Origin of the sequence: Pricia sp., assembly GCF_041745955.1 — a bacterium.
GTDB lineage: Bacteria > Bacteroidota > Bacteroidia > Flavobacteriales > Flavobacteriaceae > Pricia.
In genome coordinates, this window is record NZ_JBGTHY010000280.1 from 12719 (window position 1) to 27824 (window position 15106).

At 46.2% G+C, this 15106-nt stretch carries 14 protein-coding genes; 6 read left to right on the top strand and 8 right to left on the bottom strand.

Going from position 1 to position 15106, the window contains the following annotated elements; genetic code table 11:
- Positions 1 to 15: 15 nt before the first annotated feature.
- Positions 16 to 1071, bottom strand: a complete 1056-nt coding sequence (locus tag ACEW8S_RS10320; protein WP_373518071.1) for an N-acetylmuramoyl-L-alanine amidase — start codon at positions 1069 to 1071, stop codon at positions 16 to 18.
- Positions 1072 to 1232: 161 nt separating this feature from the next.
- Here ACEW8S_RS10320 and ACEW8S_RS10325 point away from each other — a divergent pair, with 161 nt between their 5' ends.
- Positions 1233 to 2051, top strand: a complete 819-nt coding sequence (locus ACEW8S_RS10325; protein WP_373518072.1) for a DUF6503 family protein — start codon at positions 1233 to 1235, stop codon at positions 2049 to 2051.
- Positions 2052 to 2186: 135 nt separating this feature from the next.
- Here the strand turns inward: ACEW8S_RS10325 and ACEW8S_RS10330 are convergent, their stop codons facing one another.
- The 7 genes from ACEW8S_RS10330 to ACEW8S_RS10360 form a co-directional block, all read right to left on the bottom strand.
- Complete coding sequence (locus ACEW8S_RS10330; protein ID WP_373518073.1) at positions 2187 to 3452, bottom strand: POTRA domain-containing protein; 1266 nt, start codon at positions 3450 to 3452, stop codon at positions 2187 to 2189.
- Between the two features lie 16 nt (positions 3453 to 3468).
- On the bottom strand, positions 3469 to 3654 hold the full coding sequence (locus ACEW8S_RS10335) for a hypothetical protein (protein ID WP_373518074.1): 186 nt from the start codon (positions 3652 to 3654) through the stop codon (positions 3469 to 3471).
- A 123-nt stretch (positions 3655 to 3777) separates the two neighbouring features.
- Positions 3778 to 4377, bottom strand: coding sequence for a GNAT family N-acetyltransferase (locus tag ACEW8S_RS10340; RefSeq protein WP_373518075.1), 600 nt, complete (start codon positions 4375 to 4377; stop codon positions 3778 to 3780).
- Positions 4378 to 4588: 211 nt separating this feature from the next.
- Entirely contained in the window at positions 4589 to 5590 is a 1002-nt protein-coding gene (locus tag ACEW8S_RS10345) for a glycoside hydrolase TIM-barrel-like domain-containing protein (protein ID WP_373518076.1), read from the bottom strand.
- 69 nt (positions 5591 to 5659) lie between these two features.
- The gene (locus ACEW8S_RS10350; protein ID WP_373518077.1) at positions 5660 to 6544 is read right to left on the bottom strand and encodes a dienelactone hydrolase family protein; all 885 of its coding nucleotides are present in this window, start codon (positions 6542 to 6544) and stop codon (positions 5660 to 5662) included.
- A 444-nt stretch (positions 6545 to 6988) separates the two neighbouring features.
- Positions 6989 to 7939, bottom strand: a complete 951-nt coding sequence (locus tag ACEW8S_RS10355) for a hypothetical protein (RefSeq protein WP_373518078.1) — start codon at positions 7937 to 7939, stop codon at positions 6989 to 6991.
- 30 nt (positions 7940 to 7969) lie between these two features.
- A complete protein-coding gene (locus ACEW8S_RS10360) occupies positions 7970 to 8692 on the bottom strand; it encodes a DUF547 domain-containing protein (protein ID WP_373518079.1) in 723 nt (240 codons plus the stop codon).
- A 154-nt stretch (positions 8693 to 8846) separates the two neighbouring features.
- Here ACEW8S_RS10360 and ACEW8S_RS10365 point away from each other — a divergent pair, with 154 nt between their 5' ends.
- From ACEW8S_RS10365 to ACEW8S_RS10385, 5 genes are all read left to right on the top strand, one after another.
- Positions 8847 to 10199: an NAD(P)/FAD-dependent oxidoreductase gene (locus ACEW8S_RS10365; RefSeq protein ID WP_373518080.1), complete on the top strand. Its 1353-nt coding sequence runs from the start codon at positions 8847 to 8849 to the stop codon at positions 10197 to 10199.
- A gap of 64 nt (positions 10200 to 10263) precedes the next feature.
- The gene (locus ACEW8S_RS10370; protein WP_373518081.1) at positions 10264 to 12159 is read left to right on the top strand and encodes a 4Fe-4S dicluster domain-containing protein; all 1896 of its coding nucleotides are present in this window, start codon (positions 10264 to 10266) and stop codon (positions 12157 to 12159) included.
- A gap of 69 nt (positions 12160 to 12228) precedes the next feature.
- Complete coding sequence (locus tag ACEW8S_RS10375) at positions 12229 to 12714, top strand: toxin-antitoxin system YwqK family antitoxin (protein WP_373518082.1); 486 nt, start codon at positions 12229 to 12231, stop codon at positions 12712 to 12714.
- Positions 12714 to 13424, top strand: coding sequence for a glycosyltransferase family 2 protein (locus tag ACEW8S_RS10380; RefSeq protein WP_373518083.1), 711 nt, complete (start codon positions 12714 to 12716; stop codon positions 13422 to 13424). Before ACEW8S_RS10375 ends, ACEW8S_RS10380 begins: the two co-directional genes overlap by 1 nt.
- Before the next feature lies 1 nt (position 13425).
- Positions 13426 to 14910 (top strand): cellulose synthase family protein, encoded by a 1485-nt coding sequence (locus ACEW8S_RS10385; RefSeq protein ID WP_373518084.1) that lies wholly within the window; start codon positions 13426 to 13428, stop codon positions 14908 to 14910.
- Positions 14911 to 15106: the final 196 nt, after the last annotated feature.

The window sequence follows — 15106 nt, forward strand, 5'->3', positions numbered from 1 at the left end:
CGTCGAAAGAATTTTTCACTTCCCCTCATAATCCAACAAGACGCCCTCCGAAATCCACTTGGCAAGGGCCTCTCGGTTTTCGGGTACCAGAATACGGCGTTGGTCCTTTTTGTTGCGAATGTTGCCCACCTCGATAAAGGTCATGGCCGGATGCGTCTTTTTGACCAGATACAGCGAAGTCCGATCTTCAAACGTACCGGAATACACGCGGTTGGGCTGATATTTCCTATAGTTCTTTTGGAATGTTTTGTGAATGCTCTCCGCCAGTTTTTTCCCGTTTTTGCTCTTTTCGTGGTGGTAGAAAAACACATCGATATTCTGCCCCACACTACGACTATCGATATGGGTCACGATTAGCCTTTGGTACATGCCCCGATGTCTTTCGTATAGCCCGTTCACAATGTCAACCCGCTGTTTCAAACGTTTTACCTGGTTCAGGGGGATGGCCTTGTTCAAATACGCAACCTCATCACGGTCGATTTCGAGAATGCGCTCATCGCGGATACCATCGTTTTCGTCACGGATAATCACATACACCATGGCCCCGTGGGAAATCAGCTCCCTTGCCAGACGTATGGTAATATCGTAAGCATACTCGTCTTCGGCGATAGTCTTGCCGGCATATTGGCCCATGGCACCCGGATCGGGACCGCCGTGGCCCGAAATCAAATAATAGACGGTACCCGCTAGGCGATTACTCTTGATGATTACTGTAGAATGCTTCTTTCCCAAAATAGGAATTTCCCTACTTTCTATTTTTTTGAATTCGGATGTTTTTCTTTGGATGGAATCTACTACGGTAACGGTATCGAGGTCCGCTTGAGGAATGCGATACTTGCGCCCCGCATACAGGTGGATGCTATCGCGGAGATTGTCCGCGTTCATGGCGATAAAATTCTCGTAGTTCGCATAGGGATCGACCCCTTGTTTCCGCAGAAGGGATAGGATACCATCCCCTTTTTCGGCTACAACGGTCTGTAATGAATCTTGGGCAGGGCAAACTACCGACATCCCAAAAAACACTAGTAGGGTGCCCCACTTACGGATTCGATAAAAAGAATAAAGATTCATTCAAAAAGGAAATTTCAATCCAAAAATCAAAAACAATGCCTAAAAGAGGACGGTTTCCCTGCAAAATTAAAGAACCCTTGCGTAATTTTGCACTCGCTGCCAGAATTTAGTTAACGAGGTAGTCAACAATCCCATCCCATTGAATCAAAAGCTAAGCCGATATGAAAAATTGCATTTCCATGGTATGCCTGACGGTGCTTCTATGCTTGTCTTCCTGTACCGCCGAAAAGAAAAAGGATACTGTTTCCGCAGAAGAAAAGGAGGTCACATCCCAAAAAGTGGATGCCCCGCTCAAGGCAGCGAAGATGGACAAAGCCGACAGCTTGGTCGTAAAGACCATCGCGGCGCACGGAGGCGAACTATACGAAACCGCACATTACGGATTTCAGTTCAGGGACAAGAACTACACTTTTCATAACAAGGGAGGAAGCTACACCTACACGGTAACCAGCCAAAAAAATGGTGAAGAAATCCGCGATGTACTCGAAAACGGAAGCCTCACCCGCACCATAAACAGCGCAAAAACCGAGCTATCGGCCAAAGATATTGCCAAATATACAGAGGCCTTGAATTCGGTCGTCTATTTCGCTACGCTGCCCCATAAACTGAACGACGCTGCGGTGAAAAAGTCCTACGAGGGGCGAACCACCATCAAAAATCAGGATTATGAGGTTCTTTCGGTGACTTTTGATCAAGAAGATGGCGGTACGGATCACGATGATACATTCAGGTATTGGATACATACCGATACGGACACGGTCGATTATCTGGCCTATAGCTACGAGACCAACGACGGCGGGGTACGGTTTCGAAGTGCCTATAACCCAAGATCGGTAGGCGGTATACGCTTTCAGGATTATATCAATTATGAGGCACCCATCGGCACTCCCTTAAACGAACTGCCCGAACTTTATGGAGCTGGGGAATTGAAAGAGCTTTCAAGGATAGAGACTGAAGATGTGATGGTAATCGAAGAATGAAGGCTAAGTTTCCCGTTGCTGGCCTGAAAAAGGTTGCAGCTGAAAATTTAAGGTTTAAAGAAATGTACAAAAAATCAGTCTTGGTTCTTGGTTCTAAAAGCAAAGCGGTCTTGGCGTATTACCGGTAACGATATCCTAAAAATACTGCCCGATTCCAAAAACGATACCTCGCGAAGCATCTTTCGTAATCCCATAGCCATAATCGATACGGAACACAGCATTGAAGATACGCTTGTGCATCAAGCGTAGGCCGATACCGGGATAGATACGGATGTTCTGATTATCCCCGAAATCGCTGAAGTCGCCACCGGGATTTCGCCATGAGCCGCCATCGACGAAAACGTTGCCCTGTAAAACGAACCAGTCTTTGTCGATCAAGGTATAGCGGTATTCGGTATTTAATACTATGGCTCCCGTGCCCCTGTCTATCGTATTGCCCACGCCTCTTATATTCAAATTATTATCTACGGTAAACGGCGCAAAGGGGGTGTCGATATTACTGGCCATTCCCAACCGAAGGCGGCTGGCCCAGTTGCCCTTTGCGCCCATCCTCCGGAAATAGACAAAATCGTTGAAACCGATGACGAACTCGGGCAGGGTTTCGTCCGAGCTACCTACATATTGCAAATTCAGCGAGCTTCGAAACCCCTCTAGATACTGATAATAGTAGCGGATATTATCAAAATTATAAATGAACTTGATCAGATGTTTATCCACTTCAAGGCTTTGTGGCACATCGGCACTCGTAGCCCCAAAAAGGTACTCGTAAACTTCGGTGAACAGGCTTCCGCCCAGTTCGATGCGGTTCTTGAAATCGAGTTCATAGAGACCCATGACCTCAAATCCCCGGTTGTTGTACCGATAATCGGCGGTCGTGTCTTCAAAAAAGACCGGTTCTTGGGTGGTAAAGTTGTTGTAATTGATTGCCAATCCAATCTTAGGTCCAAAAAGATAGGGCGCCCTTACACCGATTCCGAAAGAGTTGAAAACATCGTACTGATAGAAGCCGCCGAGGGTAATGTTCCTACCAAAAAGATTGAATTCCTGTAGCCCGATACGAAAGGCGAAATCGTCGTTTGAAGAAGAGAAAAGGTTCGCATAGGGTATCAAAGTATAATTTTCCTCGACGTTGTAATACACATTATGGCCGCCGTCACTGGAAGCGAAAATCTGGTAATAGGCATGTGAAATAGAGGGCAGGCGTTTTAGGCGGGTCATATCCTCGTCCATCAAAAGGGAATCAAGCGGCATACCCGGTTTCAGGGTGATCACATTTTTCAGAAACGCGGTTTTCGTCCGTTTTGTGCCCTGGATCTTTACATCGGTGACCACATTTTGCTGCGCGGTTGCGATCGTGAAAGACAAAAGCAATACAAGGAGGATGCCAAGTCTTGCGCTCATACGTCCGAAATTTTAATCAAAATCCGACCTCGGCCCAAAGGTTTACCAAATCGTCGTTCTCGTTGCTCGCGGCACAGGCAATCACATTATCCCGTACGGGCTCTTCGCCGGCCAATGCATCGTGAAGGGTCCCTTCAAAATCGTGCTTGTCGGTGGAGCAGGCGGCTATTACCAATAGGGCTAAAAGGTGTATGTTTTTCATATCAACGATTTAGATTTTTGATATCCAATAATATGCTTTTTTGATTTGACCGGTTTGTCGGCGATCAATTCCTTGAAATAATCCTATAGGTTTGATTGTTTCTTGCTCGTAACGAGGTTTTATTTAACAATTGTACTTTACCATCTCGTACTCCAGTGATTTTTTAACTCCGGCCCATTCCTGTACGGTTATCGAAAAAACAACACTATCCCTGCAACTTCCGTCGGCATTCAATCTGTGATTTCGCAATACCCCATCTTGTTTCGCCCCAAGCCGGGTAATTGCCGCCCGCGAACGCAAATTATGCCAATTGGTCAGAAATTGTACCGCAATGCAGTTCAGATCTTCGAACGCATATTTTAGCAATAGGTATTTGCACTCTGTGTTGGCCCCGGTCCGTTGGTATTTTCTCGCATACCAGGTATATCCTATTTCCAGTCGCCGATGTTCTGGCTGTACATTGTAATATCGGGTCGACCCGATGATATCCCCACTGTTCTTGTCCAACACCACAAAGGGGAATTCAGAGCCGTTTTGCTTTTGGTTTAAAGCCTGTTCGATGTAAGTATCGATAGTTGCTGCGGATGGTACCGAAGTGAACCACAATTCCCACAATTTTCCGTCGGCGGCCGCATTTAAAAGTCCGTCTTTATGAGCTTTCCCTAATGGGACCAATTTCACTTTTTCGCCTTCCAATTCTATTTTTTTAAGCCAGGTCTTCATTTTAAGCGAATTGGGTTATTTTTTTGGTCAACAGATTTCGACAACGGTGTTGACGATTTTCATAAAAAGCATATACTTAGCGATGGCCTATTCATGGTGTCAATACTAAAATTTACCTTTTTGAACAGGTATCGACCTGATAGTCGTTAGTATCTATTTCGTTACTAGTGGCAACAAGTATAGCAGTGTATAGCGCACGCCGAACAAGGGTTTAATATGCCTTATAAAACTCCCGCAACACCCCCTCCGCAGGCTTGTTCTGCGGCGTAAAGCGATTGTCTTTTTCGCCGCCGGAGTTTTTGTGGTCGACAAACCATTTCCAGACATAGCCCCCGGCGAACCAATCTTCGGGCCAGAATTCTTCGAGAATTGCCTGTGTGGCGTTCGCTTGGGCTATCAGGTTTACGGGTTCTTCATGACGATCGACCAGCCAAGGTTTCCAAGCAGTCTGGTCCGTGCTACGGTAGCCAAATTCGGTAAAGAGCACGGGCTTTGAACAGGTACCGATCAGTGATTTGATGTTTTGCTTTTGCTTTTGCCAACCGGCTTTCAACTGTTCTACCGTAGGCGTTTTTTCTTCGGATAACGGAAAATAGGCATCGATACCGATATAATCCAGATCTTGCCAAAAGGGGACCCGGGAATATTCGTCCCAATTGGCGGCATAGGTCAATTTTCCGGTGTAGACCTTCCGTATTTTTGCAATGAGCCTTTGCCAATATTCAGGACGCATGAGTACGAACTGCTCCAGTTCGGTGCCGATACAGAACAGCTCCGAACCGGCCTCCTGCGCCATTTCGGCGTAGGTAATGATAAAGTTAGCGTAGGAATTCTCCAAGATTTTCCAATCCGCCTCCGAAGCCATTTTCAGGGTGCCCGTGAACTCGCCCTTCCATATCCATATCTGGGGCTTGACCATGGTCTTGATGCCGTTTTCATGCAAAAGTTCGATGTATTGCATCGCCCCTTCTTTGGTCTCGCCAAACCATTGTCGGTCGGTATTGAAGATGATTTCGGGGGAATTGATATCCTTTATAAAACCAAAGGGCATAACCGCCGCATGATTGGCATGTAATTCGACCACCTCTAGTACATGCTCTTGGGCGATTTTCTCACGGGAGGCTACAAAGCTTACGCCGTTGATTTTTTCCATACCCTGACCGTACCCGGAGAACGGTAATAGCAGTATAATGAAAAGTCCGAATACGCGCATATATGCTTTTTGGTCACTAAAGTAGGGGTTTTGAAACAAACAATGTGTTACACGAAGTATTTGATGGCCCTACATCAAGTTTTCCTTGAAAAAATCAATGGTCCGTTGCCAGGCCAGTTCGGCGGCTTCCCGGTCATAGCGCGGTGTGGTATCGTTATGGAACCCGTGGTTTACGTTTGCATACATGTGGGCCTTATATTCAGTGCCATATTTCTTTAAAGCTTCTTCGTAGGCGGGCCATCCGGCGTTGACCCGTTCATCCAATCCGGCATACTGTAGTAAAAGTGGGGCATTGATCTTGTCGATATCCTCCGTGGGCTGCCCGCCGTAAAAAGGAACGGCGGCGGCCAGATCGGGAATCCGTACCGCCATCATGTTAGAGATCCATCCCCCGAAACAGAAGCCGACCACCCCTACTTTTCCGGTGCAATCCGAGGCCTTGGCAAGGTACTCGTAGCCGGCGATAAAATCTTCGAGCATTTCGTCACGATCCCGTTGGCTTTGCAGTTCCCGTCCATCATCATCGTTACCCGGATAGCCGCCAAGCGGGGTCAGCGCGTCCGGGGCCAAAGTGACGAATCCGGCCAAGGCGGCCCGACGGGCTACATCCTCGATATGCGGATTCAGGCCACGGTTTTCATGAACCACCACGATGCCCGGCAGCTTTCCCTTGGCATCGGCGGGTTTTGATAAAAGGGCCTTTATCTCCCCGCCACCTTTTGGGGATTTATAGGTAATGTATTCCGTAGTCAACCGGGGATCTTCTTGTTTGATCTGGATTTTTTTGACGTAATCGGGGGAAATAAAGCTTAGCAGGGATCCGACGGTAATCCCGCCGACCGCGTACGTGGATAGTTTGTCTAGAAACAACCTTCTATTGACCCTGTTGTGCGCATAATCGTCGTACAGATCGAATACTTCCTGTTTGATGTCTTCCTTTTTGAGTTTTTTCATTTTCATGTTCTTTTGATTTACACCATAAAAAAGGCGTTTGCCAATTTTAGTTTTCGAATCCTAAGATAAGGTTTTTAGTCTACGGTACCTTAGCAAAAAAAATCAACTTCCCAAAAACCTATATACCAGTAAAAATCCTTATCGGAATATTTGATGATAGTAATATTGCAATATTACTATCATATGATTTGAAAAATTGGATAATTTCTTACCGCCGGGTCGCGACTCGGAAAACGCTTTTCCGTATTGAAGGTTTACATGAAAAAGGAATATGACTATCAAAAGACAATTTTTGAATTCAATGTTTCACAGTAATGATTTGTTCCAATTGGTGGAAACCATCCGGCAGGCAGGTCCGTGTTCAAACTACACAAAACAGGCGAATCGATTAATCCGTAGGTTTCATGCTTGCTTCAAAACGTATAATTGCTGATTTTGCCTATCCTAAAACAACGCCCTCAACCCCAAACTAAAGGTTTGCCCCAGCCCTTGAAAACTGCTCCCGCGCACAAAATTGTTATAGGACACTTCGATGTTCAGGGCATCCGTTAATTGGTATTTTCCGCCGAGACCCAAGGCGGTATAATTTTGGGAGAAATTGTTTCCACCAGCATCGGGATTGTCATATCCTATAAAAAAGGATTGCTGCACATTGACGAAAACCGTTGATTTAATCGATGGAAAATAGCTTAAGAACACGCTCAACGGCAACACGAAGCTGTTGTTCGCAAAACGTTCGCCAATATTTTCGGTCGTGGCATCGGCAACCGCCCTTTTTTCACCGAAATTGAAGCCGAGATCCGCTTCGGTAAACAACTGCCAGTCACCGTCGCCAAAAGTCTTGTCGTAAAAGAACTTGGTTTCCCAAAAAATACTGCGTTTGTCGAGATACGGCGCGTTGGGCACATCGTTAAAAACGGGAAAGAACACCGAACTGGTGAACGAAAAGTTTCCGACGTTCGCGAAGGGCTGTACCCGAATCGATGGGGCGATGGTCGTTAATCCGCTACGGGCATCGGTCTCATTATCCTCAAAACTAAATGCGTTTAAGGCTTTTGCGCCGCCGTATGTATTCGCCCGTACCTGAAATATTAAGCCGACATTAATTCTGGAGTTTTCGCTTACACCTGTATACATCTCGGTAGTGTTCGTGAAAAAAGTCTGTCTCGGTATTTCCCGTGCCGTGCTTCCGTCTTCGGTCTGTCGGGTCTCGGTGTAGAGCCCGTTGAAAAATTTGATGTCCCATTGGCCTTTGTTCAGCAATTTCGACGGGGTGTAGGTTTGTACGTTGCTGGTCTGTTTTGCGCCTTCCCCGTCGGATTCGTCTTGGGAATATGCCATAAAGGATACCAAAAGGAATACCGGCAGTACGATAATTCTTCGGATGGTTGTCATAGAGGTCGTTTTAATTGGGGAGGAGGTGTACTATTTAATCCCGTTCAAAGTCCAGTCATACGCATAGTAGGACACTTTCGCCCCATCAGGAAGCTTTTCGGTGCGGCATTTGTTAATGAAATCCGCTATACTTTGACCGTCTTGGGTAAAATCCTTTTCGTACCACTCGAAAATCTGGGAAACCTTTACTTTATTTTTCTCAACTCGGATGAACTGAGGATCGTTCAAGGCCTTTTTGGTCTGTTTTTCCAACTGCGCATCCAAAGTCGCTGGCATATAGGCCTGGGCAATGATCGGCGGACAGCCCAAGGCCCCGCAGACCAGTACAAAATGGAAACGGGGTTCATCTGGGAAATTGCTGCGTAACAGTTCGTTCTCTATATCGTTCAAAGTAATTTCCTTCCCGCCAATGGTTCGTTTTTCCCTATCGAAGAAGCCGCCGATATCCATGGGTGATGTAATGGGATAGTTGTCCACGATGCCCTTGATCACCATCAGGTTGTATCCGTTGATCCAAAAAGCCTGATACTCCTCGGTCTTATCCTTGGAAACGGATAGCCTTTGGGCCATTTGCACCAATTCGTTCAATGCATCGGGGTTTTCATGGATAGCTTTATAATCGACAAGGCCATCCTTTACATATTCCTTTAAAAAACCATCCGTCTTCGAAAAGAAATCCGAGGTATTCTGGGCTTTCAACCCTGAAGTGATAGTAAGAAAAAGAACGCCGAATACGAGTATATTTTTTGTCATTACAATCGATGTGTGAAGGTTGTACAAAGGCATAGGTCGAAATGCGTTGGCATTACATACAAAGTATGCTGATATTTATATCGGTTCTAAATTGATTCCAATAATTAAGTTATTACCTTTATTTTCGACAGAAAACCATCTACCCAATAAATGTATGGAACACATAGTCATTATCGGTAACGGCATCGCCGGGGTTACGGCGGCCAGGCATATTCGAAAACTTTCCGATAATAGTATTACCCTGATTTCCGCAGAGACTGATCATTTCTTTTCCCGTACCGCCCTCATGTACGTCTATATGGGACATATGCGGTGGACGGATATCGAACCTTATGAACATTGGTTCTGGGAGAAAAATCGTCTGGAACTAAAAAAAGCCTACGTTGAACGTATAGATACCGAGGCCAAAACCCTTCATTTTTCAGAAGGGGATACCCTAAAGTATGACAAATTGATCATCGCCACCGGTTCCGTGACCAACACCTTTGGCTGGGAAGGCCTAGAACTGGATGGCGTTCAGGGACTGATTTCTAAACAAGATCTCGATAAACTCGAAAAAAATGCCCCGAACAACAAGGTTTGCCCCAAAGCGGTAATCGTTGGCGGAGGACTCATCGGTGTCGAAATGGCGGAAATGCTGCGTACCCGGGGCATTGCGGTCAGTATATTGGTTCGTGAGGATGCGTTTTGGACCAATGTTCTGCCCAACGGGGAAGCGGAAATGATTTCCCGTCACATCAAATCTCATGGGGTAGACCTTCTACACAATACCAATCTCGACAGGATTTTAAGCGATGATGAGGGAAAGGTGCATGCCGTTTCAGTAAAGGAAACCGGGGAAGAAAGTCCCTGTAAAGTCGTTGGCATCACTACAGGCGTCAAACCGAATATCCTTTTTTTAAAGGATAGCGGTATCGAAACCGACAGAGGCGTGCTGGTCAACCGCAGGTTGGAGACCAATGTCAAGGATGTGTATGCCATCGGGGATTGTGCCCAGCAACGGCATCCCATCGGCAACCGCCCTCCAGTAGAAGCGGTTTGGTATACCGGAAGAATGATGGGCGAGGCCCTGGCGCAAACGGTTTGCGGTAATCCGTTCGATTATAATCCCGGTCACTGGTTCAACAGCGCTAAGTTTTTCGATATCGAATATCAGACCTACGGATGGGTGTTTTCCGAGGAAAGGAAAAAGGAGTACGAAAATCATTTCCATTGGAAACATGACGACGACACCAAATGCATCACGATCGCCTATCGTAAGGATAACATGAAATTTTTAGGTATCAACACTTTTGGTATCCGATTACGGCATGAAATTATGGACCGTTGGCTGACCGAAGAGCGGGATGTCCATTATATAATGGAATATCTCAGGGATGCCAATTTCGACCCTGAATTTTACGACACATACGAAACGGAAATCGTGAGCCAATTCAATGCGGAGTTCGATACGAATATCAAACCCAAGAAACGAAGTTGGAAACGGATATTGAGTTTAGGAGTTTAGGAGTTTAGGAGTTTAAAAAGATATATTTCCAAATACACCAACAGCCTGTAAAAAGAAAAAAAGCATGAACCCCACGAGCAACAACATGTCCCTCACCGGCGAACCGCCAAAAGCCTTGGGAACCCAACAAAAGATGGCCACCTTTATCGGCCTTGCGGGCTTGGCCATACTTTTTCTGGCGTTGTTCAACATCGATCTCCCGAACAAGGCGATTTTGCTGACGGTTTCCCTAGTTTCTATAGCGGTAGGCACTATCTGGTTTGCAAAAGCGGCGTATCTGAGTAAACACGAGGGCATCAAGAACGATGGCGTTTACTTTAAATCCATTTCATCGAGGGGTCTTTGGGGTTGGGTGCTGGGTATCGTCATGACGCTTTTTTATGTCGCGCTATACTGGTTTCCCCAATATCTCGGTCTGGTGAAAGACGGCGACAATCAAGGGGTCGTTGCCTTGTTCGACCCGTTAAGCAAATTTTTGAGCGGCAATCCCGCCAGCCAGTGGTTTCTTTACGGTACTTTGTATACCTTGGCCATCTTGGTCTTTGGCATCAAATTTATGTGGAAATACCGGCACAACCGCTATGAAGTTCTCCGCACCATATCGGTCATGTTCTTCCAGTTGAGCTTTGCCTTTATCATTCCCGAGATATTGGTCCGCCTGAACCAACCGTACTACGACCTTAAAAATGTCTGGCCACTCAACTACGACCTGTTCGCAGGCTATAAGATCAACGAATTTTTAGGTGCAGGCAACATCGGCCTTATCATGCTCATTTTTGGTGTACTATCCATTTTTGTCATCACCCCCATTCTCACCTATAAATTCGGAAAACGCTGGTACTGCAGCTGGGTCTGTGGTTGCGGGGGGCTGGCGGAAACGGCCGGGGATCCCTTTCGGCATTTGAGCGACAAGCGTCAGTCCGCCTGGAAGGTGGAGCGTTGGGTGGTACACAGTGTTGTGGTCTTCGTCACCGTGATGACCACTGCAGTGGTATTCTCGTATTTAAGGGGTAACGAATCGGAATCCATTTCAAAATGGAGCAATCTCGACAACAAAATGGTGGTCATCAGCGCACCGGACGGGAACCCGATCGGCGAACGCATCTTGGCGGCACAGGAAGCCGGGGCAAGCAGCGTTCTATTTCTTCATAAGGAAGCTTCCGGAAACCCTCCGATCATCGAAAAAACAGATGGCATATCCATCAAATACGGGGTGGTTTCACAAGCGGAAAACCAAGCGGTGCTCAAGCGTATTGAGGAGGGTCAAAATGCCGCCCTTACAGCGACCAACGGAACCTCTTTTGTTGTAGAAAAAGGTGCTGACATCAAGCAATATGACAATTCCCTGGTTTCCAAAGAATTTTTTGTTTGGGGCGTCATTATCGTATTGACCCTGATATTTGTCTGGGCCATGCTTTTCAGACGCCAAGAACTGGCTAAAGATGCCAAGTACGGGGCCATCGGCTACTTCGTGGTGGTCATCGGCATTCTGCTCTTCACCTATTTTAGCAGTCCCGGTAAGCTCTTTTTTTTCGACGCCTATCAACTGAACAAGACCTATGGCTTTTTGATCGGCGCCGTGTTCAGTGGGGTAATCGGGGTCGGCTTCTACCCCATTTTCGGTAACCGGGTCTGGTGCCGTTTCGGCTGCCCTATGGCCGCTATTCTAGGCTTTCAGCAGCGGATGCTCTCCAAATTCCGGATCACTACCAATGGCGGGCAGTGTATCTCTTGCGGTAATTGCTCCACCTATTGCGAAATGGGTATCGACGTTCGTGCCTACGCGCAGAAAGGAGAAAATATTGTACGCTCGAGCTGTGTGGGCTGCGGAATCTGCTCGGCGGTTTGTCCGCGTGGGGTACTGAAGCTCGAAAACGGTCCCTTGGAAGGGCGTATTGACGGTAATGCTATTTTGTTGGGCAACGATGTCGATTTGATGACTTTGGTAAATAGGAAGTGAAATGAGTAAGCAAGCATCCTTTTATGCGACTAAACTTAGTATCCGTCTAAACTTCGAAAAATCTAAAAAATGTTCCCCAAACTATTTTTCATGGTGACGCTCTTCCTTTTCCTCGGAAATCCATCCGAAGAAAACGGCGAGTACCAACGGGACTATTATCCGACCGGAAAACTAAAATCCGAAGGCTGGCTGAAAAATAACGCAAAGACCGCCTATTGGAAGTATTACCATCCCAACGGGAAAGTATCCGAAGAAGGGCATTACCAGAGCAATCGGCGTGTCGATTATTGGAAATTTTATACCGTTAACAGCAAACCGTTACAAGAGGGACATTATAAGAACGGCAAAATGAACGATTGGTGGCTATTCTTCGACGCCCAAGGAAAAATAGACCACAAATGCCAATTAAAAAACGGCGAAAAAAATGGATATTGCCTGAAATACAAAAATGAAAAGCTGGCATCCGCAGAAAAATATACGAATGGCAAAAAAATCAAGGAGTGGTACAGTTTCAGTAGTTTTACAAAAGAAAACAATGTATCAGACCTTAGGTAATGACCGCAGCATTCACCAGTGAACCCGACATTAAAGTCATCATTCCCGCATTTAACGAGGCCGATTCCATTGCCGAAGTAGTCAATGAGCTACCAGGTACCGTTTCCGAAATAATAGTTGTTAACAATAACTCTTCGGACAAGACTTCAGAAAATGCCCTGTCGGCGGGAGCTACCGTATTGACCGAAGAAAGAAAAGGCTACGGGTATGCCTGTCTGAAGGGAATGGACTATGTAGCCCGGCAATCCAAAGCACCCGATATTGTCGTATTTATCGATGGAGACTATTCCGATTATCCGGAGGAGCTCGACAAGGTGGTGGCCCCCATCTTGAACGACGGAAAAGATTTTGTGATCGGCGCGCGGGTAAAGCACCTCAGGGAGGAAGGCAGCATGACGCCGCAGCAAATTTTCGGTAATTGGCTGGCCACTTCGTTGATGAAATTGTTTTTCGGGGCGACATTTACCGATCTCGGTCCGTTTAGGGCCATACGATATGACAAGTTGTTAACACTTGAAATGGAGGACAAAACCTATGGTTGGACCGTGGAAATGCAGCTAAAGGCCATCAAAAAAAAATTGACATACGTCGAAGTTCCAGTGCGTTACAAAAAAAGAATAGGAGTCTCGAAAGTGTCAGGTACGGTAAAAGGTAGTATCTTTGCGGGCATAAAAATATTAGGTTGGATTTTCAAATACAGTATCAGATAAAATGGGATTAATCATTTCGTATATCATTCTCGCCATTTACAGCATTGCCTTGCTGTTGATATTCTTCTATAGTTTGGCCCAGCTGAACCTCCTGGTCAACTACTTAGGCTATAAACGCATAAATCAGACCGCCCCGAAATTCAATCTTCTCGACCCTAAGGAAATTCCGTTTGTTACCATTCAACTTCCTGTTTATAATGAGGAATATGTGATGCAACGTTTGCTGGAAAACATTGCCAAAATAGAATATCCTAAAAGCAAGCTCGAAATCCAGGTTTTGGACGACTCCACCGACGAATCCGTCGTAGATACCGCAAAATGGGTCCGCGAACTTCAGGAAACCGGACTTGATATTCAGCACATTCGCCGTGAAAACCGCCAAGGTTATAAGGCAGGCGCCCTAAAGGAAGGCCTCGAAACTGCTAAAGGGGAATTCGTTGCCATTTTCGACGCCGATTTTTTGCCCGACAGCGATTGGTTGAAAAAAACGGTCATCTATTTCAAAGACCCCGAAATCGGTGTCGTACAGACCCGATGGGGCCATATTAACAGGGATTATTCCACCTTGACCCGTATCCAGGCGTTTGCCCTTGATGCGCATTTCACTTTGGAACAGGTCGGCCGCAACGCCAAAGGCCACTTTATTAACTTCAACGGTACCGCAGGTATCTGGCGCAAACAGTGTATTCTCGATGCCGGCAACTGGGAGGGCGATACACTTACCGAAGACCTTGACCTCAGCTATCGCGCCCAATTGAAAGATTGGAAGTTCAAGTATTTGGAGGATGTGGAGACGCCCGCCGAGCTGCCCGTGGTCATCAGTGCCGCCCGTTCGCAGCAATTCCGTTGGAACAAGGGCGGGGCCGAAAACTTCCGAAAATCGGTCATGAGCGTGGTTACGGCCAAGAACATTTCCTTTAAGACCAAGTTTCATGGGGTGATGCATTTGTTGAACAGTTCGATGTTCCTTTGTGTTTTTCTTGTGTCGTTGTTGAGCATTCCGGCCATGTACATTAAGGCTCTGTATCCCCAGTTCGATATTGTGTTTTCGCTGCTTAGCTTCTTTGTGCTAAGTACGATTATTCTGTTCGTCTGCTATTGGTTTACCTACAAGAGCATACAGGGCAGCAGCTTTGATAATTTTGTGGATTATATCAAGATTTTCTTCACCTTCTTCTCCGTCGCCTTGGGTTTCTCTTTGCACAACTCCATCGCCGTGCTAGAAGGTCATTGGGGAAAGCGCAGCGAATTCGTTCGTACCCCTAAATTCAACCTCGACAATATTACCGATAGTTGGAAAGGCAATAAATACCTCGCTAAAAAACTGTCGCCGAACATGATTTTAGAGGCCTTGTTGATGGTCTATTTCCTATTCGGAATGTACAGCGCCATTCCCCTCAACGATTTCGGACTCTTTCCGTTTCATTTGATGCTCTTTATCGGCTTTGGTTTTGTGTTTACCAAATCCTGCACGGCGCGTGCCTAGTTTTTTCTCATTTGATATCCTTTAAATTTAGAATCGTTACTTTCAGGCAAGGATTCAACGATATCTCAAAGTCATTCAATCTGATTTAAAATAGGTCTAAAAGAGACAATTCGCAATGTCCTACCTCGCATCCCTAAGCATAGCATCGGAAAGAACAAACCCCTTCCCCTTCAACATTCCCGCTGTAAAGTACGCC